Genomic DNA, 26,224 nt, shown 5'->3' with positions numbered 1-26,224 from the left:
TCCGTCCGGTTAGCACAGGGCAGGGATTCGGAATCGCGGGCACTGTGGCTTGTCCACGTGTTCCGCCTTCCTGTGCACAACACTAAGTGGCCGTGGTGGGATCTTCCTTCTCGCCCGTCGCAACGATCTTCAATGCGTCATCCGGCAACGGACGTTGCAACGCCTTGGCCTCGTCCCAAGGGGCGCGCATCCAGACGTCGTACTCCTCGTTCGTGGTGAGGATCACCGGCATCGCCTTTGGATGCACGCGCTTCACCTCGACATTCGGCTCGCAGGTCAGGAAGCCGAAGATGTCTAGGGTGACTTCGCCTTCCTTCGCTTTGCGAACGCTGGTCCAGTTCGTCCAGATGCCGGCGAAAGCGACGAGGGGACGTGACTCGTTGATTGCGAACCAAACCGGCACCTTCTTGCCGTCGATCGTATCGTACTCGGAAAACGACGTGAGCGGCACAAGGCAGCGATTGTCCGGCCCGAGCCACCGCTTCCAATGGCTGCTGCTGGTGTTGCGGATGTTTGTGGTGCCGAAGTCCGGCTCCATCCGCAGCAGTTCCTTGAAGTCCACCGTTTGGCCCTTGGCCTCGAGCTTCTCGGCGCGCTTCTTCGTCGCGTCCATCAGCGCCTTCGACGAGGACGGCATGCCCCAGCGCGCCATGGCGACCTCGAGGCCGTTCGGCGCATTGCGGACGATAGGGGCGGGGTAGTCCGGGAAGATGCCGGGCATCGATGGCAGATTGCCGACGTGGCTGTTGAGCGCGCCGAACAGGCGACGGATCGCATCGACGTTTTTCGTCATCGAATAAAGATTACACAAAATCAGGTCTCCGGAGCGGCCTAGCGGGGACGCGGTGTCAGTTGCAGAAGCGTGGCGGACGGCCGGCGGCCGGCCTTAGCACATTTGCTGCAGCGGAGCCGGCTCGCCAAATCGTGGACAAACGTGGTCGGCGGATGGCGCAGCGCCGCCAGATCGACGTCCCGGCGGGTCTTGCACCGCGAGCACTCGATCTCCAGCCAGGCGTAACCGCCGTTGATGCCCTGATCGATGGTCGGCGACGGGTCGATCGGCCCGCCGTCGGCCCACATCCGCTCGTTCCAGCTTTCGCAGAGCAGTTTGTCCGCCGTCCGGATCAGGGCCTCCCCCTTGGCGCGGACCTCGGCGGACTGCGCAGCGAGGATCGTCGTCATCGCGCGGGCCCGGCCGATCTCCTTAGCGAGCGCCTTGCGGTCGCCGCCGCTCAGGGGCGTCGGGTGATGCTTCGGTGCCATGCCGGCATCCAGTTCTGATGCGTGCGGCAGCGCCAGCAACTACTCGAACGCAGGCCAGCAGCCGTCCTCTTCGTGGCGACCGGTCCGCTGCTGGCAGGTGTTGTCGAGCAGGCGCTGACCGACATCCCGCCACACCGCGTCCGGACCGTAGAGGCGGAGCGCATCGGCCTTCTGGATCTCGACAATGCGCTCGCAGCGGCTGCAGGAGACCCGCAGCACGTGACGACCGATCCCGGACAGTTTGCGCGCTTGGATCGGCTTTTCGGCGCGAGCGGCGTCGGCACGCTCGTCCCCGAGGAGCGCTGCCCAGTAGGCAGCCGGCAAGTCGTCGGCCGGGCCGACGGCCGGCACCGGGGAGGCGTTTTTGCCGGCGACAGGGGCGTTGGCCAGCTTCTGGATCTGTTTCATGGTCGGAAAGCGCCAACTGGCAGGGCGGTCGGTCATTACTCAATTAGAACATAACAGGAACAAAACGTCGAGTACCGCTCGCCGAAAAAAGTGCTCTAGTCGGCAGGCGAGGCTGTCGGAACCTTGGTCTACCGTTCGTCTTGAATCCGAGCCGCCCGCCAACTGGAGTTCTGCGTACGATGGCCCCGCGAGCCAACTGGAAAGGCTTCCTGCGTCTGTCCCTCGTCACCTGTCCGGTGGCGCTCTACCCGGCGACCTCGGAATCCGAGAAAATTTCGTTCAACCAGCTCAATCGGGCGACCGGTCACCGGATCAAGTACGTGAAGGTCGACGCGGACACCGGGGACGAGGTGGCCAACGAGGACATCGTCAAGGGCTACGAGCTCGACAAGGGGCAGTTTATCGAGGTCACGAAGGAAGAGCTCGAGGAGATCGCTTTGGAGTCCACGCGCACCATTGAGATCGATGAGTTCGTCGACAAGTCCGACATCGACCCGCGGTACCTGATCCGTCCGTACTATCTGCGTCCGGACGGCAAGGTCGGCCACGACGCATTTGCCGTGATCCGCGAGACCATCCGCGAGATGGAGAAGGTCGCGATCGGGCGCGTCGTGCTGACCAACCGCGAGCACATCATTGCTCTCGAGCCGATGGACAAGGGGCTCGTCGGCACGCTGCTGCGCTACCCCTATGAGGTGCGCAGCGAACAGGAGTATTTTGACGAGATCCAGGACGTCAAAGTCACCACAGACATGCTCGACCTCGCCAGGCACATAGTGAACCAGAAGGCCGGCACGTTCGACCCTGGCAAATTCGAGGACCACTATGAGAGCGCGCTGATCGACCTGATCAACCAGAAGCGTGCGGGCAAGACCATCCGCCCGAAGGAGCGGCCGAAGGGCGCGAACGTGGTCGACCTGATGGAGGCGCTGCGGCAGAGCGTGGGTCGGGAGGCCGCGCCGGCGAAGGCGGCAAAGCCGGCCAAGAAGCCGCGCAAGGCCGCCGCCGGTCAGAAGGAGATGCTGATGCCGATCGCCGGCAAGAAGCAGGCCAAGGAGACGACGGAGAAGAAGCCGTCGGCCAAGTCGCAGCGGAAGTCGGCCTAGAACCTAGACATGGCATTTCGGGTCTTGATCATCGGCGGCACCGGGCAGGTCGGAGCTGCAGTGGTGCGTGCACTGACCGCAGAGCCGTCCTGCGCCAAAGTCGTGATGGTCAATCGCAGGGCGGTTTCCCCGGACGCCGATTCCCGCGTGCGACAGGTAATCCTGGATACGGCAGATGCTCAGTTTCCGGCGGAAGTGACCAAGCTCGCGCAAAGCATGGCCGCGCAAGGCGATCCCGTCTACGGGGCATCCTGTGTCGGCGTCGGCAAAGGCAGCATGAAATGGAGCGAGGATGAACTGAAAGCCCTCGAAGTCGGCGTCGTCGGTGACTTCGCCCGCGGTTGTCACGCCGGCAGCATCCAACAATTTTCTCTGCTCTCGGCGGTGGGAAGCGACGCCAAAAGCAGGATCCGTTACGTGCGGGTCATGGGACTGAAGGAGGATGCGGTCAAAGCCGTAGGATTCCAGCGCCTCGCGATTTTTCGTCCAGGTATTATCGCAGGCAATGTTCACACCCCGAACTACGTGGCTTGGCTGGGACGTCTTATTCCAGGATCTTATGGCGCGATCGAACAGGATGACATCGGGCGCGCCTTTGTCGCCGAGTTCGTCCAAAGCTCGGTCGCGAACGGGACCATCTATCTTGAAAACGATGCTATGAGGCGAAGATCTCGCGAATTGTTGGCAACGGCCTGACCTAGATCCCGTCCGAGGCTCGGTAGATCACCGAATAGCTCTGAAGCTGCGCCTTCCACCACCACGGCGCAACGCCGAGCATTGCAAAGCATAAGAGCCTGCGGGAGCAAAAACCGTGCAGGTCTTCGCTTCTGCCGACACGATCTTCGCCTCGTCATGAGGCGAAGGGGTCGATTTCGCTAACGATGGCGTCGTCGTCGCCGTCGTACTCAGTAGCTTGAACGACAGAAAGAGTACCGTCGCCGGCACGGAAGATGACGACGGCGACCATCAGGGTGGCGGCGAGGCTGAAGGCGAAGGCATGTGCGTCGGGGAAGGACATCGATCCGGCTCCTGCGCGGGGCGGAGGACCATCCCCCGCTGACAGGCACCCGATGTGTTCGGCCGATGGCTGCAATCACCGCGAGGGCGAAGCCGGCGCGGCGGCGCGCTCTGCGCAAGTCCGCCCCCTTGCGGGTTGATGGCGACAGGCCATCGGCTGGACCAAGGATCAGCGACATGTAGCGGGGGTGGTCATCGCGCCATCCGAGGCCGATCGCCGGTTGTCGTTCTGACGCCCATTGGCTGAGACTTGTGTCCCGTTCGGATCACGATCTCACGTCATCCGTACTTTTTCGCTGCAGGGCAGGGGCCGCACTCGCCACGGGCTTTCTCATGGACCCTCCGGCCGTCAGCGGAGAAATGCTGCGAGCGAGATCGACGAAGCGTCGCAACATTGAGGAGCCATTCCATTGCGACCACACGGCACTTAAGGGCAGCACTTCGCCGATCAGCGGGCGGCTTGTCACATCGGCATTGGCGAACGTGGCGGTGCCTTCGCTCCCAAGCGTCAGGTTTCCCTCGATGGCAACGAGCTGAAGAAGCGCTTCACGAAATACCGGAACGGTGTGGACGAAAACCGGGAGGCCGCGCGTCACCCGACTGCGAAGCAGGCAGCAGTGGAAGTCGGCGCCCGGCTGCTTTTCGCTGAAGGTGAAGGTCCGATTATGGAGGTCCGACCACATCAACTCGGCGTGAGACACCAAGGGGTCTTGTGTCGACATCGTCACGAACAGCTGTTCATTCCACAGATGTTCGACACAGCAGCCGGTAATGGCGGTGGTGCCGGGCAAGAAGGCAATATCGAGCCGCTCCTCCCGCAAGGCAGCCAGGTGATCGCTCGGGCTGCCTTCGAAATAGTCCGTCCGGGGCCACTCGCGCTGCCGGCTGAGTCGATGAACGAGCTCGGCAAGAAACCCCGATGCGAGAGATGTGCAAAAGCCAACTCTCAGTACCCCGCCGCGCTTAGCGCGGCGACCGATTTCCAGATCGCCGAGCGTGCCGTTGATTTGCTCAAAGGCTGGCCCGGCTCGGGCGATAAGGCGCGATCCCGCATCGGTCGGACGCACTCCGCCATTGTACCTGGTAAAGAGCTGCGTCTCAAACCTTGCCTCGAAATCGCGAATGCGCTTGCTGATCACCGACGGGTCGATGCTGAGGGACGCTGCCGCCTTGCGAAAACTGCCCCATTCAGCCGCCGCAAGGACAAAGATCATGGCTTGCAGCTCAGACCTGCCCAACCGCGGCATCTCGCGGCCCTCCGTGATCGGAGTTCCCGGAACCGGCTAGGGTGATGGCGACGCTGTCCCGCGCAAAGGAGGCCTCAAGGGTTTGGCGTACAATCGTCCGGCGAACGCTGTTGGTCCTGAGCGCCACTGCGGCCCACAAGCTCGATATCGGACGATAATCTGGGGAGTGACGTTGCTGCCTTGTCGCGCGGACGGCGATTTCGGCGCAGCCATGCTTTTTGCTGGATCGAATGATCCTGAATTCATCGCAGAGGCGAGGGGAGGTCTCCTGAAGCGGAAATTCGAAGGGCGGCTGTTGGTCACCCGCGCTGATCGCCTTGAGCCAATTCAAGGATGGATCAATCGGCTCTTTCGCATTGCTGCATGAGCAAAGCCGTTCCATGTCTTTCCCCTTACTTCTCTCCACTTGTCTGAACGTAAACGCGGCACCGCTGGCACAAGGCCTGCCCGGCTACCGTTCATGATGGGAGGCGTTTTCACGGCGGTCTAGAACAGCGGTGTGCTCGCGTCGCGATAAATGACCGCGAAATTATATTCTGGCTCGCAGGCAAAAGTTCTCTGCTCTCCGACGCGCTATCGCACGAGCAGTGCAGGTTTTCCGCCTTGGAATACGACCGCGTCGGCGAATTTCACTCGATGCTGCACTCCCAGCCAGCCGTGGCGGCTGCGCTGCAATTGGAATCCTTCGCCGTCGGACGAAACGGTCTCGTGCGGGTTATGCCTGCGTCGTATCTTCTCGGCGCAGTGCCAGTCCGTGCAGAGCCAGCCATTGCTCGATTTCGTCGGCGGTTAGCTCGCCCACACCGTATTCCTCCAGCAACTCGCGCCGTGAGTAGGCTCTTGCAATGTCGGCTAGCTTCCACATGCGCTCCCGCGCATTTCGTCCTCCGCTTTTGGAATGCCGTCCATTGATAAGAGCCTTAAATGCACGTCGCGAGAGAAGAGAGGATAGGGGGACAGGCGGAGACTTCATGCAATTTTGGCTGGTCATCTGGTTGTAGATCGGTGTCGTTCACGTTCACGGGTTGGTGGTATGAGGGCATCCATCGCGGCCCGTTGCGCAATGACCTCATGCTTGGCGGTGCTTACATCCTGCATCGCAGACACGATGCTAGGATGATCGTCCAGGTTGGTCCGGGTCGGACTCTTGTCGAGCTCGCGAAGGATGCGATCGTTGCGCAATAGTCAATCTCAACGCTGAGATGCTCTTCGATGTATTCGATTATCTGGTGAAATAAGTGATCACAGAATAATATTCTGGCTCGGACATGAAAGTCTCAGTTCTCCGGACGCGCTATCAGGTCGAGCAATAAGTGTGCTCTTTCGAGTATGAGGGCTCTTTTGATTGCCTGAGCGAGCACGGTGTGTACTGCGGCGATATTGCGGGTGTCCTCTCCTGTGCGTCTCCAGTCGTAGCTTGGTTGGGCGATGAGCGCGTTGGAGGTCTCGCATGATAACGCTTCCTGTTTCATCGTCTCAATCGGTTGCGCGCAATGGTTCCGTGGTGCGGGACGGGGTCGTCAAGGTCGCGATCGACCCAGCTGCGTTCTTGAGGTGTGTCCGTTCGGGCAGCGATCTTTTGGTCGTCACCCGGGGCGTCAAGATTCTTTGCGTGGAGGGGTTCTTCACTTCGGGCGATGCGCAGTCTCCGCAGCTGATTCTGGTGCATAACGGCAAAGAATGGCCAGTCGCACGATGACGCGAGCCCTCCAGGCGGAGGCGAGTCCTATCGTCAGCGTCCATGTCCGAATCCTGAATGCGCGGCATATTCTCGCCGCGTACGGCGGCGCCGCATTGTCGGTGGCTATTGCCTCCTCGACCCGGACAGTTTCGTGGATCCTCGGCGGGGCCTCTGCCGAGTCGAGCTTGGCTGCTGGCGAACATGAGATCGGCAGGCGGCTGGACGCGCCCAACGATTATCTCATTCGCTTCAATGTGCGGATCAGTGATGCGTGCGAGGCTTCATCGCTCCTTGACCGCATTCTGCGCGCGCTCGCAGTCGAGTCCATCGTCGTCGATGGGCAGGAAATCCTGATTGCGCCTGCCGTTGAGTGCTTCCCGTTTGCGAATGCGGACGGCAACCAGCGGATCGTATCACATCCATCAGAACCCGCACGTGTTGAGCGCCCGTTCGCCGGGAGGCCCGTTCGTGCTGAAGCTGGCTGGAGGGAGCAATACCGTGAGGAGATGACGCGCGCGGCCGATTTCTTCGACCATTTGACAGGTGGCCGTCTCGTCCTGGCGCGTCAGGCCATCAAGGAGCATCGCGGCGCCGCGAGCGCCCTCTATGACGAATGCCTCCTTCGAATCGTCGACCATGATGGTGCTGCGCGGAGCTGTGCCAGTGAGATCGTGGTGCTGGAGCGCCTTGGGTTGATCCGGGCCGTAGACGATCATGTTTTTGGTCTGGCGATCAAGCAGCTCCGCTCGGATCCGACGCTGCGGCTTGGAATCAACGTCTCCGCGCAAAGTGCATGCCTGGATGAATGGTGGAAGTGGCGGTTCCTGGAGCTCGAGGCGGATCGTCCGCTCGCCAAGCGATTGACGATTGAACTTACCGAAACCGCGGGCTTTCCCGCTCCGGCTGTCGCGGTGGCCTTCGTGCGGCGGCTGCGAGAGCTTGGCTGCGCGGTTGCCCTCGATGATCTCGGCGCCGGCGAGCATGCCCTTCGCGACCTGTTCGAGCTCGATCCTGACGTGGTGAAGGTTGATGGGCACTTCCTGCGCTGGGCGCGGAAGTCTCCCAGAGGTCAGGCCGCGCTGAGGTCAATGGTTCGCCTGTCGCTTGCCATTGGCAGCATTGTCGTTGTCGAAGGCGTTGAAAGCCAGGTGGACAGCGACCTCGCTTCGGAGGCGGGCGCGCAATGGCAGCAGGGATATTTTATCGAACGGCCTCGATGCGAATTCGGCAACCCTGACGTGATTTCGCAGAAACATGAGGTCGCCTTGATGAGCTCGGACACTTACACGACACAGTCGTCATCCGTGCGTGAAGAGCCGAGCCTCACTACGACACCTCCCTACAAGTTCGTGGTATTCGACCCCTCCGACGTCCCTGGCTTTCCGCTGCGAGCGTTGCGATGGGCGCTACCGATCTCACTAGGGCTCTGGGCCGTCATCGTGGGCGGCATCATGCTGGTTGTGTCGAAAATCTCCTGAGGCTGTCCCTGTCACAGGAGCGAGAGTGCCACGCCCTTTGCCTGTCGTGGTTCGCGAAAAGAGACCGGCACTGTCCAGCGCGGTGCTTCGCTCGGGAACAATGAGCGTCGTTTCTCTCGCCAAGGCAAATATAGCAGGCAAGGTTGCGTCGCGGCCATGTGCGAGGTTTCGCGGAGACTTGTGCGGCGGCGATTAACTCCGCGACCCAATAAATGGCCGCACAATAACATTCTGGCTCGCGGATAAAAGTTTTCTACTCTCCGACACGCTACCGCGCGAGCAATAAGCGTCCTCTTCTGTGACTCGGGCGCGAACCGCAATAACCAGCAACGAAGGCGCGCGTCGGTGTCGGCGCGCGAAGAGTACTTTTGGCCAAATTTGCTAGCCTCGGAATTCGATTCCGTCATTCTACTGCACTGCTCACGACGCTCGCGTTCACCTGTTTCTCAGGACATGCACGGGCACAGCAGATTGTCGGTTCAGGCTATATTTCCCCGGAACTGCCAGCAGACCCAAGTGTGCCCTGGAACGTCGGTGGGAATCTGTTTATCGGCGCGGCTCCATCCGGGACAGGGGCGTTGGAAATCCTCGATGGCGCCAGAGTCTCGAACGTGGATGGCGTCCTCGGGTTCTACGCTGATGCGCGCGGCACTGTTCACGCATCCGGCGCCGGTACATTCTGGACAAACAACGGCAGGCTCGTTGTCGGATACGATGGTACAGGCATTCTCACCATCGATGGAGGCGCAACGGTCTGGGTTGATCATGATAATGGCTACATCGGTGCGCGGCGCGGCAGCTCAGGAGAAGTGACCGTATCCGGGACGGGATCAAGCCTGGCGGTTAACACCCTCGAAGTCGGCTTTTACGGCGTTGGCTCTCTACACATCCTGGACGGTGGTTATGTTCTAAGCAGAACAGGTGCCTATGTCGGCCATCAGTCTCCGGAATTTGACGGCGGCTCTGGTGTGGCTTCGGGCACGGTGACTGTCGAAGGCCCCGGGTCAATATGGGAAGCGTATGGCCGCATCTACGTCGGCTACTATGTAGACGGGACATTGATCACCAAGGATGGGGGCGTCATCAAGAGTTCGGCCCTCACAATTGGCGGCGTATGGGACTCCGTGTCCTCATCCGCCACGCTTACTGGTGCCAACTCGCTTTGGTCAATGCCAGGCTATTTCAGCGTGGGCGGCCGGGGACAGGTGACGGTTGCCGATGGCGCACGCGTTGAGAACTCGTATGGCAGTGTCGGCGGTTCGCTCACCGTGACCGGAAGCGGCACCAGCTGGGTCAATTCGTCGGGTATGGCTATCGGATCGGGTTCGCTGCTCATTGCGGACGGCGCCACGGTACAGAGCCAATGGGGAGATGTTGGATTGCTTTCCGACGGTCTCAGCCAAGTGACTATTAGCGGCGCCGGCTCCACTTGGACTATTAGCGGCGGCGGCTCCGTCTGGCCGGCGGGGCAACTTCGAGGAGGGTATGAGGGGCGCGGTGCCTTGACGGTGGAGAAGGGAGGCACCCTCAACACCGAAGTCGCGATAGTTGGATATTTGGATGGTTACCCTTCAGTCGGTACGTCGGATTTCCTGGTTACGGGAGCCGGTTCTGTCTGGAACAATGCCGGCGCCCTTACGGTCGGCTCGCAAGCAACGGGCTCGCTCACCGTTGCGGACGCCGGCACAGTTCGCGTGTCGAATGGATCGGGCTCCATCAGCGTCGCCTCTGTGGCGGGATACTCTGGCGCAATCAACATCGGCGCAGCCTCGACACTCGCCTCCGATGCCGTAGGTGCGGGCTCGCTTGAGGCCGCGTCCATTGCATTCGGCGATGGCACCGGCTCTCTGAATTTCAACCACACCGATACGAACCATATCTTCTCGCAGGATATCGTCAGCAGCGGGACGGGCGATCATCACATCAATTCCTATGCCGGCACGACACGCCTCACCGGTGACGGCTCCGCCTTCAAGGGCGTGACGACAGTGGTCGGAGGCAGACTCATCGTTGCCAATACCCTTGGCGGAACGGCGTCGGTGACGGGCGGTCGGCTTGAGGTTGATGGCAGCTTGAACGGCAATGTAACGGCTACGGGTGCCGGAACGGTGGCGGGAAACGGCACCATCGCCGGGGATCTGACATTTTTCGGCGGCGGCATTCTGTCGGGTTCTCAGGGCCAGACGCTTCACGTCGCTGGCAACCTTTCGCTTGGCATCGATAGTGCGATCAATGTCTCCCTGGGCGCTGTCCCGAACGCGGCTCTCTTCGACGTCGGAGGAAACCTGCGGCTCGCCGGAACGCTTAATGTGTCCGATGCCGGAAGCTTCGGTCCGGGTCTCTACCGCATTTTCAGCTATGGCGGCGCGCTCACCGACAACGGCCTTGTGATCGGGACGGTCCCGGGGGGAGATGCGGGGCTTTACAACATCCAAACCGCCGTTGCCGGGCAAGTCAATCTCTTCACGACTTACGGGACGCCGGCCAGTTTCTGGGACGGTGGCAATGTGGCATTGCACGACAACGGCGCTGTCGATGGCGGATCAGGCGCCTGGCGCGCCGATGGCAGGAATTGGACCACCGCGGACGGTTCAATCAACGGCCCTTATACGCCGAATCCTTCCTTTTCCGTTTTCACGGGCGCAGACGGCACGGTTGCGGTGGACAATAGCGCCGGCGCGATCATGGCTACCGGCATGCAGTTCGCAACCGGCGGCTATCGACTTGAAGGGGACGCGCTCACGTTGAGCGCCGTCAACGGCGAGAGCATCATTCGCGTTGGTGACGGGACAGCTGCCTCGGCACAGATGGGTGCGGAGATAGCAGCTGAGTTGACCGGCAATAGCCGCCTTGTAAAAACCGACGGTGGCACGCTGATCCTCAGCGCCGACAATCTCTATACCGGCGGCACCACCATCACGGGCGGCGCTTTGCAGATCGGCAATGGCGGGACGAGCGGCTCCATCGTTGGCGACGTGACCAACAATGGCGTACTGGCCTTCAACCGCTCCGATGCCTACACTTTCGCTGGCGCGATCACCGGCAGCGGCGGTGTCAGCCAGATCGGTTCCGGCACGCTGATCTTTTCGGGGGCGAACAGCTACACGGGGGGCACCGAGCTTCGCGGTGGCACGTTGCAGGTATCTGACGACGGCAATCTCGGCGATGTAGCAGGCGCGCTCACCTTCAATGGGGGCAGGCTCGCGACCATCGCGAGATTCGATATAGCCCGCAATATCACGCTGGCGCAGACCGGCGAGATCGATGTGGCGGCGGGCACAACGCTCGGTCTCACCGGCGTGGTGTCAGGCGCGGGCGATCTGGTTAAGACCGGGGCGGGCACGCTCAGGCTCGACAACGCCGGCAACGGATACGGCAACACGCTGGTCCAGTCCGGCCTGCTGATCGGCAATGCAGCCTCGATATCCGGCACCATCGGCAATGCCGGCACTGTGGTGTTCGACCAGGCGAGTGACGGAACCTTCGCCGGCAATATCGGAAGCTTGAACAGCACCTTCGGTCATATGGTCAAGACCGGCGCCGGCAATCTCACGCTGACCGGCACCTCGACCCTCGACTGGTCGATCGCGGTCGGAGGGGTGAGCACGGCGGCCGAGCGCTTCGGTGGCAATGCCGCCATCGTCTCGGGGGCGGCGCTTACCTTCGATCAGAGCGCGAATGCGGCTTACGGCGGCGTGCTCACCGGAACGGGACGCTTCGTCAAGGCGGGGGCGGGCGCGCTCGTCTATGATGGCAACAGTGCGAGCTTCGCCGGTGCGACCGATGTCACCGCCGGCGCGCTGATCGTCGGCTCCGACGCCGCCCACGCTGGCGCCTTGCTTGGCGGATCGCTCAATGTCCAGAATGGCGGGACACTCGCCGGCCATGGCACCGTCGGCTCCGGCACCGGGTCTGTCGTGACCGTTGCGAATGGCGCCACGCTGTCGCCCGGCAACTCGATCGGCATGCTGACCGTCAACGGAAATCTGGTTTTCGAAAAGGGATCGATCTTCGCGGTCGAGCTCAATCCAACCGACAGCAACCGCGTCGACGTGACCGGTCAGGCGCAACTGCAAGGCGGCATCGTCACGGTCGCAAAGGCCGGTGGCGTGTACCTGCCCGGCAGCCACTGGACGATCCTGAATGCCCAATCCGGCATTACGGGGCAGTTCGACGCGCTCGAGGAGGATATGCCGTATGTCGGGCTTCAGCTCGACTACGACGCCAGCAACGTCTATCTGGACATCAAACGCAACGACACGTCGTTTTGCCTGGATGGCTTTACGCGCAACCAGTGTGCAACCGCGAACGGTGTCGAAAGCCTGGGAACGGGTAACAGCCTCTACGATCTGGTCGCGTCGCAGACAAGCGCCTCGGCGGCGGCCTATGCCTTCGACCAGCTCTCCGGCGAGATTCATGCCTCCGCGAAGACCGCGCTGATTGAGGACAGCCGATTCGTTCGCAATGCCGTCAACGACCGCATCCGCGCGGCCTTCGACGGTGTGGGGGCTTCGGGCTCGGTCACAACCTATGTCGACGGCAAGCCAGTCAGCGTCGCCGCGAACTCTGATCGCTTCGCGGTCTGGGGCGAGAGCTTCGGCTCCTGGGGTCATAGCGATGGCGACGGCAATGCGGCACGCCTCAACCGCTCGACCAGCGGCTTCTTCATCGGCGCCGATGCTCCGGTGTTCGACACCTGGCGCTTCGGCGCGGTGGCCGGCTACAGCAACAGCGACTTCAATGTGAAGGATCGCCGCTCCTCGGGTTCGAGCGACAATTATCATGTCGGCCTCTACGGCGGCGCGACCTGGGGCAATCTCGCGCTGCGGACTGGCGCCGCCTACAGCTGGCATGACATCTCGACCAGCCGCAGCGTCGCTTTCCGCGGCTTCGCGGATAGCCTGAAGGGCGGCTACCAGGCGGCGACCACACAGGCCTTCGGCGAGCTCGCCTATGACGTCAATGCTGGCGGCGCCCGCTTCGAGCCCTTCGCCAACCTCGCCTATGTGAGCCTGCACACGGACGGCTTCACCGAAAAGGGTGGTGCTGCGGCGCTGACCAGCGCGTCAGCCAACACCGATGCGACCTTCACGACGCTCGGCCTGCGCGGCTCGACCACGTTCAATCTCGGCGGGGCTAACCTCACGGCGAAGGGTATGCTGGGCTGGCGTCATGCCTTCGGCGACGTGACGCCGCTCTCGACGATGCGCTTTGCCAGCGGCGGGAACGCCTTCACCATCGCTGGTGTGCCGATCGCGCGTAGCACTGCAGTGATCGAAGCGGGGCTCGACTATGCGCTGTCGCCCAAAGCAATCCTCGGCGTTTCCTACGGCGGTCAGTTCGGCTCTGGTCTCTCCGACCAATCCGGCCGCGCAAGCTTCAATGTGAAGTTCTGACCATGGGCCGAACTGGGGGAAGCAATGTCCAAATAAAAGGGACAATTCATATCCCGATGACGAAATTCATTTCATGTTTTGGGGGAACGAATACGAGGGATACAGTTCATTGGTTTGAAGGAAAAGCGCATTCCATCGAACAGTGGATGCGCCAGCGCTTCGGCTCGGAACGGGCGGAAGGGCGAGTGGACCTTCTCTTCGTTCATTACCTCTACGGCGCGGTCGCGGCCATGTTGCCGGATGGCGAGCCTCGCCTCCAGCTCGGTTTGCTGCGTCATCCCGCAAGCCGATCGCTGTCGCCCGATGCGGTGTCTTTCTGCCCCTCTCCAACAAGTGGGGTGGCGCAATGCCGCGCCGCTCGGCAACCCGTTGGGCAAGTTAGGGCTTGATCGATCAGATTCGGAAAAACATGAGAAATGGCGGTCGTGGCACGCCAAGGCATGTATCCGTCGGCGCTGACCGTCTGTTGATGATCGAAAGTTGAAGGCGAACCGGCGGGCCTCCTTCGCGTATGGATCCTTTGATCGGTGGGGTCCCTTTACTGGCTCACGCTGGAAGGGTAGGCATTATGCCGACCTTCGTGAGGCCTCGAATCTCTCGATCTCACGGAGCACGAAGTTTATTTCGCCTTATGCGTGGAGATATGCCGAAGTCCGTCAAATTGCCAGGCTCGCGTCAGGAGCTTGAATACAAGCTCGACGAAAGCGTGGGCTTCATGCTCACGATGACGGAGCGCCGCCTGAAGCCGCTGTTGAAGCAGTGCCTTGCGTTGGAAGGGGGCGGCGTAACCTATGGGATGTGGTTCTTTCTCAGAGTTCTCTGGGAGGAGGACGGGCTGACGCAGAGGGAGCTCAGTGAACGCGTCGGCATGATGCAGCCGACCGCTGTGACAGCGCTGCGAGACATGGAGAGGCATGGGTTCGTCAAGATCAAACCCGATCCGAAAGACGGTCGCAGTACGCGCATTTTCCTGACGCGGGAAGGCCGGGACGTCGGCGACCGCATGCTGCCGATGGTCAAGGGCATCAATGATTTCGTCCTGAAGGGTATTTCGACCGAAGAGTTCAATATGCTGCGCAGCATCTTGCGCAAGGTGCGCGCGAACATCGATTCCGGCCAATTCGCTCCCCCGCGGCGGCGCCGTTAGTCTGAAGGCCGGTGCTACTCGGACGTGGTCCCGAAAGATCTTTCGAGCAACGCTGCAATGTCGAGCAGATGCTCGTCGTCGCCGAAGTTTCCAATCAACTGCAGACCGATCGGCAACGCTGGGCCGGGCACCGGGACGCTGATTGCGGGCACGCCTGCGACGTTGGCAAACGGCAGGAAAATGGCTGTGTCGCGGAGCGATGCGGGTGTGCCGTCGATCTCGCCGGGGAAGGGGGCATCTGCCGGCCATGGAAAGCACGGCGAAGTCGGGCACAGGAAGGCGTCGACCCCGACGAACAACTCGTCAACCTCTCGGCGGATGCGCTGGATGTCTTCCAGGGCCGCGCGATAATCCACCGCGGTCATTAAGGCGCCAGCCTTGGCGAGCCCCTGGATTGTGCCGCTGAAGCCATCCCACCTATCGTGCTCGCGCACGAACGCCGTGGCAAACGTCGAGATCAGCACCGACCAGATCCGTTCGATCCGGGCGAGATCGAACGGGGGTGCGACTTCCCTCACGTCGCAACCTCGGTCGCGCAATCGAGATGCCGCCCCTTCGAGGGCGGCCAGAATGTCGCGATCGACAATCTTGTCGCTCACGAACCGGAACATGTTGATTCGGAGCGGCGACCCAAAGTCGCGCCGGGTGCTCGGCTGCGCCAGTGAAGTCCGGTCCCATCGATCCGGTCCGACCAAAGCCTGATAGAGAAGGCGGGCGTCGCCCACTGTACGCGCCATCGGTGCCAGTGTTTGCAGGTCGTGGGTGGTGTTGGGGAAGTAGGCTCCGCGTGGAATGCGCCCGGTCGATGGCCGGAAGCCGACCGTTCCGGTAAAGGCGGCCGGCCTGCGTGCTGACCCGCCGGCGTCGGTCGCGAGCGCGAGCGGCCCAACTCCGGCTGCGAGCGCGGCTGCGGCGCCGCCGCTCGATCCCCCCGGTGTTAGCCGCGTATCCCGGGGATTGCGGGTGATGCCGAACAGGCTGTTTTCCGTGGTGCCGGCGAGAGCGAATTCCGGCGTGTTGGTCTTGCACCAGATCACCGCGCCGGCGCTGCGCAGCCGCTCCACGGCGATATCGTCGCGATCGCATAGGCGATCCGCGAACAGCCGGCTGCCCCAACTCGCGACCATTCCGCGCACGCCGATATTGTCTTTCACCGTGACGGGAATGCCATCCACCGGACTGAGACGTTCGCCGCGTGCCAACCTTGCGTCGGCCTCGGCCGCCGCCCGATAAGCCGTATCGAGGTCGGTGGCCACGATCGCGTTGATCGCTGCATGGGTGGCGCGATGCCGTGCAACGACGGCGTCGAGCAATTCGGTTGCAGTCATCGCTCGGGCATCGAGCAGGGTACGGCTTTCGATCGCGGTGAGATCCGCCAGCACAGGTTTCGACATTTGCGTTGATCCTCTCCACATTGTTGCGCTGCTCGACCGTCCACTGCCCGAGCCTGCGGGCAGGGCGTCTTCAGTTTTCGATTGACGGGTGGAAAAATATATACATAGTTATCTATGTAAATTACAACTCGCGATGAAACGAGGTCGGGCGGTGAGTCTTTTTGAGGTGGAGCGCTTCATCTTTGAGCTGAAGCATGACGAGCGGCTTCAGGCCGCCCTGCGCGACAAGGACGAGCACCTGTTTGACGGGTTCGATGTCAGTTCGCCGGAGCGAAAGGCCCTGGAAGGCGGCGCGGTCGAGGAGCTCTACCGCATGGGCGTGCATCCGCTGCTGATCGCGCCGTATTCGCGCTACGCCGGGATCTCTCCCGTCGACTACCACCATCGGCTGGCCGCGCTCGAGGGCAGCAGGGTGTTCTCAAGCGCCCGCCGTTTCACCAACTCCGGAGAATAGACATGGGTGATCTTGCGTTTGCGGCCGCCTTGAGCCACGCGCCCGGCATTGCTGCCTTCACGGACAAGGCGCCGGAACAACAACGTCGCGACTTTCTTAAAGCAGCCGCCAGGGTAGGCGCGGAGCTCGATGCAAGCAAGCCGGATGCGATCGTGTTCATTGCGCCGGATCACTTCACCAACTTCTTCGTCGATCGGATGCCCGCCTTTTGCGTCGGCATGAACGAAGATTATGAAGGGCCGGTGGAGAAGTGGCTCGGAATTCCAAAGGGCCGCGTTCCGGGGGCTGCGGATTTTGCGGCCCATCTGCTGGAGGAGGCGATGGAGTCCGGTTTCGACCCGGCGTTCTCGCGCGGCCTCAAGCTTGAGCACAGCGTGATGGTACCCATGAGCCTGATCCGCCCGCAGCGTGACATTCCGATCGTCTGGATCATGGTGAATTGTCAGGTAGCGCCGATGCCGTCGTTGCGACGCTGCTACGACTTCGGAAAAGTCCTGCGCAAGACCATCGGTCTCCGGTCGGAGCGTATTGCCGTCATCGCCACCGGCGGTTTGTCGCACGCGCCGGGTGCGGCGGAAGCGAGCCGTCTCGACCCGGACTTCGACAGGCAGTTCCTCGCCTTGCTGGCGAGCGACAAGCCGACTTCGGTGCTCGATATTCCGCTGTCGCGCCTGGATCAGGCGGGCTTCGGAAGCTGGGAAATCCGGCCGTGGGCAGTGGCGCTCGGCGCGACGGAAGGAAGGCCGGCGCAGACGCTGAGCTATGCACCCATCGAAGCCTGGCAGACGGGCTGCGCGGTGAGCGTCTTCTCATGATCGCATCGCCCGCTCTGAAGGCTCCGCAGTTGGAGAAGGTGAGGCTCGCGATCGGCCTGAAGTCGACCGCGCAAAGTCTCGCGCTGGTTGGCCTTGCGGCGGGCTCGTTTCGTGAGGCCGGGATCGCCCTGGAAATCAGTGGCATGGAGACGGCCGGCCCCGCGGGCATCAAAGGACTTGTTGAAGGTGACTGGGACATCGCCGAATTCGGCGCAGTCCCGGTCGTGCAGTGGGCGCTCGAGGGTCACGATCCGCTCATTCTGCTTGCCGCCGAGCCGCGTCCAGCGCTGTTTATCGTTGGTGCGCCTGATGTCAAAGAGCCGGCACAACTGCGCGGACGTGAAATCGGCGTGCTGACGGCGGCCGGCCAGACGGGTTACTGCGCGGCCCAAATGCTCGGCCGCTGGGGCCTGTCCGCCGCGGACGTCTCGATCGCCTCCCTCAAGCGCTATCCGGTCATCTTCGATATGGTGCGCACCGGTCGCATCGCGGCGGGCGTCTTGCCGGCGGACTATCGCTTTGCTGCCGCGCCCAGTGAAGGCCTGTCAGCGCTCGCGGATCTCAGCGAAGAATTCGAATTCCAGGGGCCGGTCGTCGTGACCACCAAGCGCCTTGCCGCCGCGCGGCCCGATCTCGTGTCGCGCATCGTCGAGGGCTATTCGCGAGCCTTGCACGCGTTCAAGACCAGGCCAGACGTTGCGCGTGCGACGCTCCGGGCGCACCTCGATTTCACCGACGAGGCTGGCGTCGCGCGCATTCACGAATTCTACGCACCGCGATTTTCCAGGATCCCGCGGGCCTCGCCCACGGGACTGCAGAACGTGCTGAACTCGTTCGCTGACGAATATCCAGCCGCAGCGTCGATGGGCCCGCAGGAGGTTTACGACTCGACCTTCCTGGACGCGCTCGAGCGCGACGGGTTGTTCGATCGTCTCTACGACCCGACCGGAACGTCTGCCGGCGCCACACTCACGGGGATAACACCATGAATCTCGGGATCGAGGGGCGTACCGCGCTCGTCACGGCGGCAAGCCGGGGGATCGGACGCGCGTGCGCCGAGCTGCTGGCGGCCGAGGGCTGCAATATCGCGATCTGCGCGCGTCAGGAGGCGGAGCTCCAGAAAACCGCTGAGGAAATTCGCTCGGCGAGCGGGGCGCGCGTTCTTGCCTGCAGGGCGGACTTGAGCGTGGCGCCCGACCTGGACGCGATGGTGAGCCGAACCGTTGCCGAGTTCGGCAGCATCGACATCCTGGTCGCGATCTGCGCATCGCCACGCCGCGGGAATTTTGGCTCTCTGACGGACTCGGACCTGACCGCCGCCTTCGAGGCGACGGTACTGCCGCTCGCCCGGCTGGTGCGACTTGTCTTGCCGCACATGCAGGGCAGGCGATGGGGGCGCGTCGTGACAGTGCAGTCGCGTTCGGTGCGCGAGCCGATCCCGGATCTCGTTGCCTCTAACGCGACGCGTCCCGGTGCAGCCGGTCTGATGAAGAGCCTCGCGCGTGACTATGCGGCAGACGGCATCCTGTTCAATACAATCGTGCCGGGGCGCATCTTCACCGAGCGCTTCAAAGGCGGCGTCGCCGCGTCGCAGATGGACGCGGACGCGTACTACAAGTCGCGTTTATCGGATATCCCGTTGCAACGCTTTGGCTCACCCGAAGACATCGCTAACGTGGTCGCGTTCCTTGCTTCCGAACGCTCGGCCTATGTCACCGGGGCGGCGATCCCCGTCGACGGCGGCGTGATCCGTTCAATCTGAGCCGGATACCCGCACAAAGAGGCAGCATGTCGCACACGGTTTGGCTTTGAACCCGGCGGCAAATAGATAGATAGGTTACTAAATATCGGAGAGTGACATGTTCCTGAGGAACCACTGGTACGTTGCAGCCCGCAGCGATGAGCTCGGCCGCAGCCTGCTCGCCCGTCGTATCCTGAACGAGCCGGTGCTGCTGTATCGGACCGAGGCGGGCGAGGCGGTCGCAATAGAGGACCGGTGCTGCCATCGCAACGTGCCGCTGTCGATCGGCAAGCTCGTGAAGGACGACGTTCAATGCGGATATCACGGTCTCGTTTTCGACCGCGGCGGCCGCTGCATCTCCATGCCCGGTCAGGAGAAAATACCGGCCGCGGCCAAGATCAAGTCGTTTCCGCTGATTGAGCGCTGGCAGATGGTCTGGATCTGGATGGGAGATCCGGCGCTCGCCGACGAGGCTCGCCTGCCGGACTTCAGCATCATCGATCGTGAAGGTTGGGTCGCGGTCGGCGCGCGGGTCGATATCAAGGCGAACTATCTGTTCGGCGTCGATAATCTGCTGGACCTCAGCCATCTTTCTTACGTTCACGAGCGCACCATCGGCACCCTCGATGTCGCTCGCCACGGCGTCACCACGGCGCGGCACGGCGACAGCGTGAAAGTGACGCGCTGGATGCAGAACGTGCCCCCGCCGCCGACTTTCGTGAAGCTTGGAGGGTTCGACGGCAACATCGACCGCTGGCAAATCGCGACCGCCGCGCCGCCTTGCTATGTGTGGCTGGAGGTGGGGGGCGCGAAGGTCGGCACCGGCGCGATGGAAGGCAACCGCAGCCAGGGCATCGAGCGCTGGAACCTCAACGTTGTAACGCCTGAGACCGAGACGACTGCGCACCTGTTCTGGACAGAAGTGCGCAACTTCAAGATCGACGATCCGGAGACGACGCAGATCCTGAAAGCGCAGATCGACGCGACACTCGAAGAAGATGCCGAAGTTCTGGCGGCGCAGCAGCGCACGGTCGACCTGCTGCCGCACGCCAAGACGGTCGACATCGTCTTCGATGCGGGCTCGGTTGCATTCCGCAGGACTATCGAGCGGATGCAGCGCGAGGAAGCGGCCGGGCAGCCAGTCGCAGCCCAGTAGGGGTCTGCACGGCCGGAGCCCGATTGATGGACACACCAAAGATGCTTGCGACGAGTGTGCCGGAAATCCCGGTGATCGAGCCCAGTGCGGCAAACGGCCTGCTCGACGTCACCGTGGTGCGGCGTGAGGAGCCCGGCGAGGGTATCGTCATCATTGATCTCGCCGCTGTTGACGGCGAACCTCTGCCGCGATTCGAGGCGGGTGCCCATGTTGATGTTCACATCGGCCCCAAGCTCGTCCGCCAGTATTCGCTGTGCGGCGATCCGGCCGACACTTCGACCTATCGGCTTGGTATCAAGCTGGAGGACAAGTCGCGCGGCGGATCCGCCGGTATCCACCGCGAGGTGAAGGTGGGTCATCGGCTCGCCATCAGCCAGCCACGCAACAACTTTCCGTTAGCCGGGAAAGCAGTCCGAAGTGTCCTGATCGCCGGCGGCATCGGTGTCACGCCGATGCTCGCCATGGCTGCACATCTGCAACGCCAGGGCGCCGACTTCGAGTTTCACTATTGCGCTCGCTCGCTGGGGGCGGCTGCATTCTCGTCCGAAATCGAGCGCAGCAGCTATGCGCAACGGGTCCGTCTGCATCTTGACGACGGCGACGAGGAGCAAAAGTTCGCGATCCAGCGTGACATCCCGCCGGCTGCTGCCGGCGCGCATCTCTATGTGTGCGGTCCGGCGCCCTTCATCGACCTGGTGCTCGAAGAGGCGCAACGAAAAGGTTGGCCGCAAAATCAACTTCATCACGAGCGGTTCACGGCAGCGGTCGTGCACGGCGGCGACCGGTTCGAAGTCGCCGCGGCGCGCAGCGGCGTGACAGTGACGGTCCTGAGCGATCAGTCGATCGCATCGGCATTGCATGCCGCCGGTGTCGAGGTGCCGTTGTCGTGCGAGCAGGGCGTCTGCGGTACGTGCCTTGTCGGGGTCATCGAAGGGTTGCCGGAGCATCGCGACGTGTACCAGACCGAGAGCGAATTGGCCGCGAATGATCGTATCGCGGTCTGCTGTTCGCGGGCTCGCTCGGCACGGCTGGTGCTCGACATATGACGAGTTGAAGAAGCCGTTAGCGGGCCAAATGCTCAGAGGGGGATACCATGCACGACAAGACTGCGCCGAACGGGACCATGGCCGCGTCGCCGATGTCCGCCGCCGACATCGCCGCCCGGCTCGATCGCCTGCCGGTCACACGCTGGCACCTCAAGATCCGTTCGATTCTCGGAATGGCGACCTTCTTCGACGGTTTCGATGCAATCGCGATTGCGTTCGTGATTCCGGCGCTGATCCAGGAGTGGCATCTGAAACCCGCCGAGATCGGCTTTCTTCTGTCGAGCGGATTCGCCGGTCAGCTGATAGGCGCGCCTCTGTTCGGTATCCTAGCCGAACGCTACGGCCGTATTCGCGTGCTGAACTGGACGATCGTGATTCTGTCGGTGTTCGGCTTCGCCTGCGCATTCGCCTGGAGTGTTTGGTCGCTGGCGCTATTTCGCTTCTTGCAGGGATGGGGTATCGGCGGTGAAATCCCGGTTGCCGCCACCTATGTGAGCGAAATCGCCAAATCCTCCCGGCGCGGGCGCTTCCTGTCGCTGTACCAGCTTATGCTGCCAGTCGGCTTTCTCGCAGCATCCGTGAGCAGCATCTTCGTGGTGCCGCATCTCGGCTGGCATTGGATGTTCATCATCGGCGCAGTGCCGGCATTGCTGACGCTTATTCTGCGTCGCCTGGTTCCGGAATCGCCGCGCTGGCTCGCGCGTAACGGTCAAACGGTGGAGGCCGATCGAATCCTCGGCCGGATCGAAGCCGTCGTCGCAGCGCAGAGCGGCAAGCCACTTCCGGCGCCAGAGCCCGTACAGGCGTCCCAGGTCTCGACACAGGGCCGGTTCTCGCACCTGTTTCATTCGCTCTACCTCAAGCGAACGGTGTTGGTATGGATCATGTGGTTTTGCTCGTCGATGATCCTCTACGGCTTGATGACCTGGTTACCGACCATCTTCCGCACTCGCTACAACATGACCACCAGCGAGGCTCTGACCTACAGCGTTGCCGGCAATCTTGTGCTGCTCATCTCCGGCCTGATCTGCGCCATGGTGCTTGATCGCATCGCACGCCGTACCTTCTTTATCGGCGCCTTCTGTCTCACGAGCCTGCCGTTGATCGTCCTTTATTTCGTCACGAAGGATGCGTCGGCCATTGCGATGATGTCGCTGGCGGCGATCGCGTCGATGATGGTTTCGTTCGTCAACCTTGGGGTCTGGACCTATACGCCCGAGCTCTATCCGACCGGAGTCCGCTCGATAGGGGTCGGTACCGCAAGCGCCTTCGCGCGCGTGGCGTCGATCGTTGGCCCAAATATCGTTGGTCTGTTCATGGCCTATGCCGATCTGAGCGCGGTATTCCTGATGTTCGCGACGGTCGGCCTTGCTGGCGCAGTGACGGTGGGTCTGCTCGGCGTGGAGACGCGCGGACAGCTCCTTGAGGACATATCGCCGGAGGTGTCGTGAGGGCTGGTTCTGCGGCGGAGATGCATCCCGGGAAAATCGTCCACGCCGCCAAATCCTAGGCCGCTGTCGGCGGCAGAGCCAGGTTCCAGAAGATCAGAGCGTAAGAGGAGGAGTGCACGGGAAGTCCGATAACTCCAGGGTGGGGGGAGCGCTGCTGAGCCAGTTACGCTGCGCGGCGATAAGAAAATAGGACCCGCGAAAGAGAGGGTTCTAGCGATGTAGCGAATCCCCGCTACCATGCTCACAGTTTCTCTAAAGGAAGCCGGCGATATTCTTGCCAGCGCAGCGTATCCAGCCTAAAGCCGTCGCACCGTTCTCAACTCGGTAGCGGCGGCTTTTGCTTTAGAGATGGGCCGCAAGGGAGCAGCGATGCATGATCTCAGATGCCTAGCTTGTGGAAGAAGACCTTGTTCCGCATTTCGGCATCACGCTGTACCTTGGTCCAACTCAGGACCTCGATATAAAGTTTGATGTTTTGGAACCACCGAAAGTAGCCGAGGCCATCCGGCATCACTGTGAAATCCTTCTCCCGCTCCAGCCAGTTCTTCACCTTCTGAGGAAAGTCGCACACCACGTACCCATAGAATGGCGTGTTCTGGCTGACTAGGATATCGCGTCCGTAGGGCGTTTTGTATTTTCCGTCTCTTATGTCGTTAACGTAGCGGACGATCTGCTCGATCGGGTCTTCGTCGGATGAGGGATTGACGAAGTCGTGACGCTGAGGCTTTTTGAATTCGAAGATCGTAATGGGATTGGACGCCTCGTTGTCTCCGCGAAATGCAACACGCTTGCCGAAGATCGACAAGTCCGTTCGGTCGCCGTTCTTTTCATCCATAGGCTTGTCGGACGCGACGTATTCGGTGAAATTTAGTCGCTCGTCGAGTATCCAAAGATTGTGCTGGTCATAATCGATTTGATCGGTGTCTTTCTTGCGCGGCATCACGATGTCGTGCACGTCGCCTTCGGACTTGTATTTTCCGTCATCGCCAAGTTGTAGCGACTTATTGAAGAGCTCGAGAACGCATTTTCGCAACGACACGTAGTGAATAAGGTCGTTCTTGCTCGTCTGAGAAATTTTTCCAACGACCTCCGTCACCCGATCTTTCAGGTCCTCGGTATCCTTGCTCAACAGTATTTGCTTCACCTCCGCTCTGACGCGCGTTTCCATCTGAAATTTCGCGGCTTGAAGGTGGAGTTCGATCTCTTGTGGCGTAGGCTTCATGGACAGTGACGAGAAGTCAGTTTCTCGGCTCAGGCCTCGGTGCCATGGGGCTTCATCGTTGATGTAATCTCTGATACGTGCCTGCTTGCGCTCTCTTCGGGCCGAGATTTCTTGACCCACTGCCTCTTGAGCAATCGTTGCCGCTTGCGCCTCGATCTGGGACTGCGAAATGCCAAAGACCAAATCATTATCTTTTCCAAAGCTGAAAGCTCCGCGCTCCAGCGAGACGTTTCGATCGAGATAATCGCCGAAGACGTATGCTTTTATGATGTAGTTCCGATCCTTGGCATTCTCACCTTCATCAGTCTTGTCATAGAACTCATCCGCGAATTCAGGAATGTACGTCTGCAACGTCACGTCGGTGACTTCTCGCCGATGGGCCACCAAGCTGATCTTGCTCTTGTTCGCGCGGGGAGCGTAGAATTTGAACACGCGGACGGTGAACACTTCATCTTTGTCTTTATCGAGAGACTTGAGACGCAGTTCGTTGTTCCGCACAGACAGTTCAACGATCTGTCTATTGGTTTGGCCAAGGTAGTCATTGAGGATCACACGGCCGCCGCCCTGCTCATCTCGCATGACGATCTGGGGGCATTCCGAATTTGGGTCTATGAAGTAGGGAAGTAGCTTTTCAACTAAGACCCTCGCGATCACATCGAGCCCTTTGTCCGGAAACTTGACGCCTTGCGCGCCTGAGATGGTGACCGCTGATCCGGTCGGGGTAACTCCCGCGTCTGTCACCTTCTCATCGATTATGATGTCGTTGCCATGACCCATGGCGAACGAACGCCTCTTCCGCGCTGAGCCATCCGCGAACACGCTCTCAACTGTGAACCGATGAAAGTATTTGAGGCATGTGAACCGCCCGAAGCCCTTACCGCCATCACCGGCCTTGAGAGCCGTATACAGGGTGTCGAAGGAGTTTCGGTGCTCTTCGTTAAACCCGATGCCGTCGTCCCGAACGATGAAGCCATCAACGGGGGCAATTTTGTCGATCATGTCGGGTTGGTCGTGCCGAAGGACCGTAACCTCGATCGATCCGCCCTTTGGCTTAATCACCCGAATGGCTTGGATCGCATTCACGATGAGTTCGATAACAGGGGTGTAAACGGTCGTGCCCGAGCGAATGTTCTCAACCGCTCTTTTTATATTGATGCTGCTCAACTCGTTCCCCCTCTGCCGCTTATTGAACCGAGCGGCTTGGTCGGATATTCAGCGCTATGGGCAAGCGCGAGTGTATAGGTCAAAAACGTTTAGGTTGCAAAGGTGCGATGAAATTCGACCGTGCGTCCATTGATCTCGCGCCGCTTCTCCGGTCGTGGCGACACTAGGACTTAACGTCGATGACAAATGCAATGATTGAGTATGGCAGGGCCGATCTAGTTCAGGAATTGCTTGGGCTCAGCCCTCCGATCGGCCAGAAAGTCGCTGCCATCATAACCTTTGCTGGCAGCATCGAATATTATCTGGAGCGCGCACTGTGGAGGCTTCGGGGTATCGATCCCAAGGGTATCAAACCCGACACGGACGCAAGGGTGATCACCGACCTGCTTGCAATGCTGGAAACATTCGCCGCCGGCCTGACACCTGGAGACGAGAAAACGCTGCTTGAAAGTTGGTGCAAGTCGGCGCGCTCTGGCTTCACGATCAGACACAACATCGCGCATGGTGTTGCAATGGCAATCCCCAACGTGAACACGCCAGTCTACGCACGAAATCCAAGATGGCATGGCGAGATACGCAAGCGCCAGTTTGGCGACTTCTGGGCCGATGAACCTACTCTTGACCTCGTTCGCGAGGCAATGGCCGTTCTCCTGCGGATTGTAATATTACTCTCTAGAGAAGATGCTCCGCTAAAGGACATCGCGAGCCCGTTGGCAATGAAGGCGCTGCGAACGGCGCGCTCAGTGCTCTCCGAGTTTGCAAGCCAAGACTACAATCCGAGCTTCGAGAAGTACTAAGCGCGACCCGTCATCCAGCTCTCATGCGAGGCGCCCCGCGCTGCGGTATCCCGTAAGTCCGAAAAGGGGCCGGCTGGGGGAACGTTACAAACAATCCGCACGCCCCGGCAGCCGTTGCCGTCCATGCGCCAATCCGGATCGGGCCAAGGCAGGCACCGGTGCGGTCCGATGGCTGCTCAGCGGCCGACCGGGGGCTTCGGGAGTGGGAATTTAGACCGCCGAGTTCGATCAGATGACGTGC

General features: G+C 61.2%; 23 protein-coding genes. 14 read left to right on the top strand and 9 right to left on the bottom strand.

What is annotated here, in order from left to right; translation table 11 throughout:
* Positions 1–82: 82 nt before the first annotated feature.
* Genes ACVWZM_RS44330 through ACVWZM_RS44320 form a run of 3 tightly spaced genes read right to left on the bottom strand, consistent with a single transcriptional unit; the run spans position 83 to position 1,707 of the window.
* Positions 83–811, bottom strand: a complete 729-nt coding sequence (locus ACVWZM_RS44330) for an SOS response-associated peptidase (protein ID WP_456856513.1) — start codon at positions 809–811, stop codon at positions 83–85.
* Between the two features lie 20 nt (positions 812–831).
* Entirely contained in the window at positions 832–1,263 is a 432-nt protein-coding gene (locus ACVWZM_RS44325; protein ID WP_456856868.1) for a hypothetical protein, read from the bottom strand.
* Positions 1,264–1,302: 39 nt separating this feature from the next.
* The gene (locus ACVWZM_RS44320; protein WP_456856511.1) at positions 1,303–1,707 is read right to left on the bottom strand and encodes a hypothetical protein; all 405 of its coding nucleotides are present in this window, start codon (positions 1,705–1,707) and stop codon (positions 1,303–1,305) included.
* Positions 1,708–1,850: 143 nt separating this feature from the next.
* Here ACVWZM_RS44320 and ku point away from each other — a divergent pair, with 143 nt between their 5' ends.
* Together ku and ACVWZM_RS44310 are read left to right on the top strand one after the other, a co-directional pair.
* A complete protein-coding gene (gene ku, locus ACVWZM_RS44315) occupies positions 1,851–2,777 on the top strand; it encodes a non-homologous end joining protein Ku (RefSeq protein WP_456856510.1) in 927 nt (308 codons plus the stop codon).
* 9 nt (positions 2,778–2,786) lie between these two features.
* Positions 2,787–3,473: an NAD-dependent epimerase/dehydratase family protein gene (locus tag ACVWZM_RS44310; RefSeq protein ID WP_456856509.1), complete on the top strand. Its 687-nt coding sequence runs from the start codon at positions 2,787–2,789 to the stop codon at positions 3,471–3,473.
* A 154-nt stretch (positions 3,474–3,627) separates the two neighbouring features.
* Here the strand turns inward: ACVWZM_RS44310 and ACVWZM_RS44305 are convergent, their stop codons facing one another.
* The 3 genes from ACVWZM_RS44305 to ACVWZM_RS44295 form a co-directional block, all read right to left on the bottom strand.
* Entirely contained in the window at positions 3,628–3,795 is a 168-nt protein-coding gene (locus tag ACVWZM_RS44305) for a hypothetical protein (protein ID WP_456856508.1), read from the bottom strand.
* A 265-nt stretch (positions 3,796–4,060) separates the two neighbouring features.
* Positions 4,061–5,041 (bottom strand): LysR family transcriptional regulator, encoded by a 981-nt coding sequence (locus ACVWZM_RS44300; RefSeq protein WP_456856506.1) that lies wholly within the window; start codon positions 5,039–5,041, stop codon positions 4,061–4,063.
* Between the two features lie 715 nt (positions 5,042–5,756).
* The gene (locus ACVWZM_RS44295) at positions 5,757–5,906 is read right to left on the bottom strand and encodes a hypothetical protein (protein ID WP_456856505.1); all 150 of its coding nucleotides are present in this window, start codon (positions 5,904–5,906) and stop codon (positions 5,757–5,759) included.
* A gap of 585 nt (positions 5,907–6,491) precedes the next feature.
* Here ACVWZM_RS44295 and ACVWZM_RS44290 point away from each other — a divergent pair.
* The 3 genes from ACVWZM_RS44290 to ACVWZM_RS44280 all read left to right on the top strand — a co-directional run bounded on the left by ACVWZM_RS44290 (position 6,492) and on the right by ACVWZM_RS44280 (position 13,596).
* Positions 6,492–6,740, top strand: coding sequence for a hypothetical protein (locus ACVWZM_RS44290; protein WP_456856504.1), 249 nt, complete (start codon positions 6,492–6,494; stop codon positions 6,738–6,740).
* Positions 6,737–8,200, top strand: coding sequence for an EAL domain-containing protein (locus tag ACVWZM_RS44285; RefSeq protein WP_456856502.1), 1,464 nt, complete (start codon positions 6,737–6,739; stop codon positions 8,198–8,200). The genes ACVWZM_RS44290 and ACVWZM_RS44285 overlap by 4 nt, the downstream gene beginning before the upstream one ends.
* Positions 8,201–8,778: 578 nt before the next feature.
* Positions 8,779–13,596: an autotransporter domain-containing protein gene (locus tag ACVWZM_RS44280; protein ID WP_456856501.1), complete on the top strand. Its 4,818-nt coding sequence runs from the start codon at positions 8,779–8,781 to the stop codon at positions 13,594–13,596.
* Between the two features lie 71 nt (positions 13,597–13,667).
* On the opposite strand, the gene ACVWZM_RS44275 is transcribed toward ACVWZM_RS44280, so the two are convergent.
* Complete coding sequence (locus tag ACVWZM_RS44275; protein WP_456856500.1) at positions 13,668–13,874, bottom strand: hypothetical protein; 207 nt, start codon at positions 13,872–13,874, stop codon at positions 13,668–13,670.
* Positions 13,875–14,239: 365 nt separating this feature from the next.
* Here ACVWZM_RS44275 and ACVWZM_RS44270 point away from each other — a divergent pair, with 365 nt between their 5' ends.
* Positions 14,240–14,743, top strand: coding sequence for a MarR family winged helix-turn-helix transcriptional regulator (locus tag ACVWZM_RS44270; RefSeq protein WP_456856499.1), 504 nt, complete (start codon positions 14,240–14,242; stop codon positions 14,741–14,743).
* 14 nt (positions 14,744–14,757) lie between these two features.
* Here ACVWZM_RS44270 and ACVWZM_RS44265 read toward each other — a convergent pair whose 3' ends face one another.
* Positions 14,758–16,137, bottom strand: a complete 1,380-nt coding sequence (locus ACVWZM_RS44265; RefSeq protein ID WP_456856497.1) for an amidase — start codon at positions 16,135–16,137, stop codon at positions 14,758–14,760.
* A gap of 166 nt (positions 16,138–16,303) precedes the next feature.
* On the opposite strand from ACVWZM_RS44265, the gene ACVWZM_RS44260 reads away from it, so the two are divergent.
* From ACVWZM_RS44260 to ACVWZM_RS44230, 7 genes are all read left to right on the top strand, one after another.
* On the top strand, positions 16,304–16,591 hold the full coding sequence (locus tag ACVWZM_RS44260; RefSeq protein ID WP_456856495.1) for a hypothetical protein: 288 nt from the start codon (positions 16,304–16,306) through the stop codon (positions 16,589–16,591).
* A 2-nt stretch (positions 16,592–16,593) separates the two neighbouring features.
* On the top strand, positions 16,594–17,406 hold the full coding sequence (locus ACVWZM_RS44255; RefSeq protein ID WP_456856493.1) for a DODA-type extradiol aromatic ring-opening family dioxygenase: 813 nt from the start codon (positions 16,594–16,596) through the stop codon (positions 17,404–17,406).
* Positions 17,403–18,395, top strand: coding sequence for an ABC transporter substrate-binding protein (locus tag ACVWZM_RS44250; RefSeq protein WP_456856491.1), 993 nt, complete (start codon positions 17,403–17,405; stop codon positions 18,393–18,395). Before ACVWZM_RS44255 ends, ACVWZM_RS44250 begins: the two co-directional genes overlap by 4 nt.
* Positions 18,392–19,168 carry an SDR family oxidoreductase gene (locus ACVWZM_RS44245; RefSeq protein WP_456856490.1) on the top strand — a complete coding sequence of 259 codons (777 nt, stop codon included), beginning with the start codon at positions 18,392–18,394 and terminating at the stop codon, positions 19,166–19,168. The genes ACVWZM_RS44250 and ACVWZM_RS44245 overlap by 4 nt, the downstream gene beginning before the upstream one ends.
* Before the next feature lie 97 nt (positions 19,169–19,265).
* Positions 19,266–20,303 carry an aromatic ring-hydroxylating dioxygenase subunit alpha gene (locus ACVWZM_RS44240; RefSeq protein ID WP_456856489.1) on the top strand — a complete coding sequence of 346 codons (1,038 nt, stop codon included), beginning with the start codon at positions 19,266–19,268 and terminating at the stop codon, positions 20,301–20,303.
* Positions 20,304–20,329: 26 nt separating this feature from the next.
* Positions 20,330–21,349, top strand: coding sequence for a PDR/VanB family oxidoreductase (locus ACVWZM_RS44235; protein ID WP_456856487.1), 1,020 nt, complete (start codon positions 20,330–20,332; stop codon positions 21,347–21,349).
* Positions 21,350–21,426: 77 nt separating this feature from the next.
* A complete protein-coding gene (locus ACVWZM_RS44230; RefSeq protein WP_456856486.1) occupies positions 21,427–22,800 on the top strand; it encodes an MFS transporter in 1,374 nt (457 codons plus the stop codon).
* A 379-nt stretch (positions 22,801–23,179) separates the two neighbouring features.
* Here the strand turns inward: ACVWZM_RS44230 and ACVWZM_RS44225 are convergent, their stop codons facing one another.
* The gene (locus ACVWZM_RS44225) at positions 23,180–25,186 is read right to left on the bottom strand and encodes an ATP-binding protein (protein WP_456856485.1); all 2,007 of its coding nucleotides are present in this window, start codon (positions 25,184–25,186) and stop codon (positions 23,180–23,182) included.
* A gap of 191 nt (positions 25,187–25,377) precedes the next feature.
* Between ACVWZM_RS44225 and ACVWZM_RS44220 the strand changes: the two genes are divergently transcribed.
* A complete protein-coding gene (locus ACVWZM_RS44220) occupies positions 25,378–25,983 on the top strand; it encodes a hypothetical protein (protein WP_456856483.1) in 606 nt (201 codons plus the stop codon).
* The last annotated feature ends 241 nt before the right edge of the window (positions 25,984–26,224 follow it).

This window comes from Bradyrhizobium sp. USDA 4501 (assembly GCF_054062115.1).
This window is presented reverse-complemented; position numbering and strand designations above follow the sequence as displayed.

Coding starts and splice junctions, on each gene's coding strand:
- ACVWZM_RS44230 (WP_456856486.1), top strand. CDS start 21,427: ATGGCCGCGTCGCCGATGTCCGCCGCCGACATCGCCGCCCGGCTCGAT.
- ACVWZM_RS44220 (WP_456856483.1), top strand. CDS start 25,378: ATGATTGAGTATGGCAGGGCCGATCTAGTTCAGGAATTGCTTGGGCTC.
- ACVWZM_RS44320 (WP_456856511.1), bottom strand. CDS start 1,707: ATGACCGACCGCCCTGCCAGTTGGCGCTTTCCGACCATGAAACAGATC.
- ku (WP_456856510.1), top strand. CDS start 1,851: ATGGCCCCGCGAGCCAACTGGAAAGGCTTCCTGCGTCTGTCCCTCGTC.
- ACVWZM_RS44290 (WP_456856504.1), top strand. CDS start 6,492: ATGATAACGCTTCCTGTTTCATCGTCTCAATCGGTTGCGCGCAATGGT.
- ACVWZM_RS44255 (WP_456856493.1), top strand. CDS start 16,594: ATGGGTGATCTTGCGTTTGCGGCCGCCTTGAGCCACGCGCCCGGCATT.
- ACVWZM_RS44285 (WP_456856502.1), top strand. CDS start 6,737: ATGACGCGAGCCCTCCAGGCGGAGGCGAGTCCTATCGTCAGCGTCCAT.
- ACVWZM_RS44240 (WP_456856489.1), top strand. CDS start 19,266: ATGTTCCTGAGGAACCACTGGTACGTTGCAGCCCGCAGCGATGAGCTC.
- ACVWZM_RS44300 (WP_456856506.1), bottom strand. CDS start 5,041: ATGCCGCGGTTGGGCAGGTCTGAGCTGCAAGCCATGATCTTTGTCCTT.
- ACVWZM_RS44250 (WP_456856491.1), top strand. CDS start 17,403: ATGATCGCATCGCCCGCTCTGAAGGCTCCGCAGTTGGAGAAGGTGAGG.
- ACVWZM_RS44245 (WP_456856490.1), top strand. CDS start 18,392: ATGAATCTCGGGATCGAGGGGCGTACCGCGCTCGTCACGGCGGCAAGC.
- ACVWZM_RS44275 (WP_456856500.1), bottom strand. CDS start 13,874: ATGACGCAGCAAACCGAGCTGGAGGCGAGGCTCGCCATCCGGCAACAT.
- ACVWZM_RS44305 (WP_456856508.1), bottom strand. CDS start 3,795: ATGTCCTTCCCCGACGCACATGCCTTCGCCTTCAGCCTCGCCGCCACC.
- ACVWZM_RS44295 (WP_456856505.1), bottom strand. CDS start 5,906: ATGTGGAAGCTAGCCGACATTGCAAGAGCCTACTCACGGCGCGAGTTG.
- ACVWZM_RS44235 (WP_456856487.1), top strand. CDS start 20,330: ATGGACACACCAAAGATGCTTGCGACGAGTGTGCCGGAAATCCCGGTG.
- ACVWZM_RS44310 (WP_456856509.1), top strand. CDS start 2,787: ATGGCATTTCGGGTCTTGATCATCGGCGGCACCGGGCAGGTCGGAGCT.
- ACVWZM_RS44325 (WP_456856868.1), bottom strand. CDS start 1,263: ATGGCACCGAAGCATCACCCGACGCCCCTGAGCGGCGGCGACCGCAAG.
- ACVWZM_RS44265 (WP_456856497.1), bottom strand. CDS start 16,137: ATGTCGAAACCTGTGCTGGCGGATCTCACCGCGATCGAAAGCCGTACC.
- ACVWZM_RS44270 (WP_456856499.1), top strand. CDS start 14,240: ATGCCGAAGTCCGTCAAATTGCCAGGCTCGCGTCAGGAGCTTGAATAC.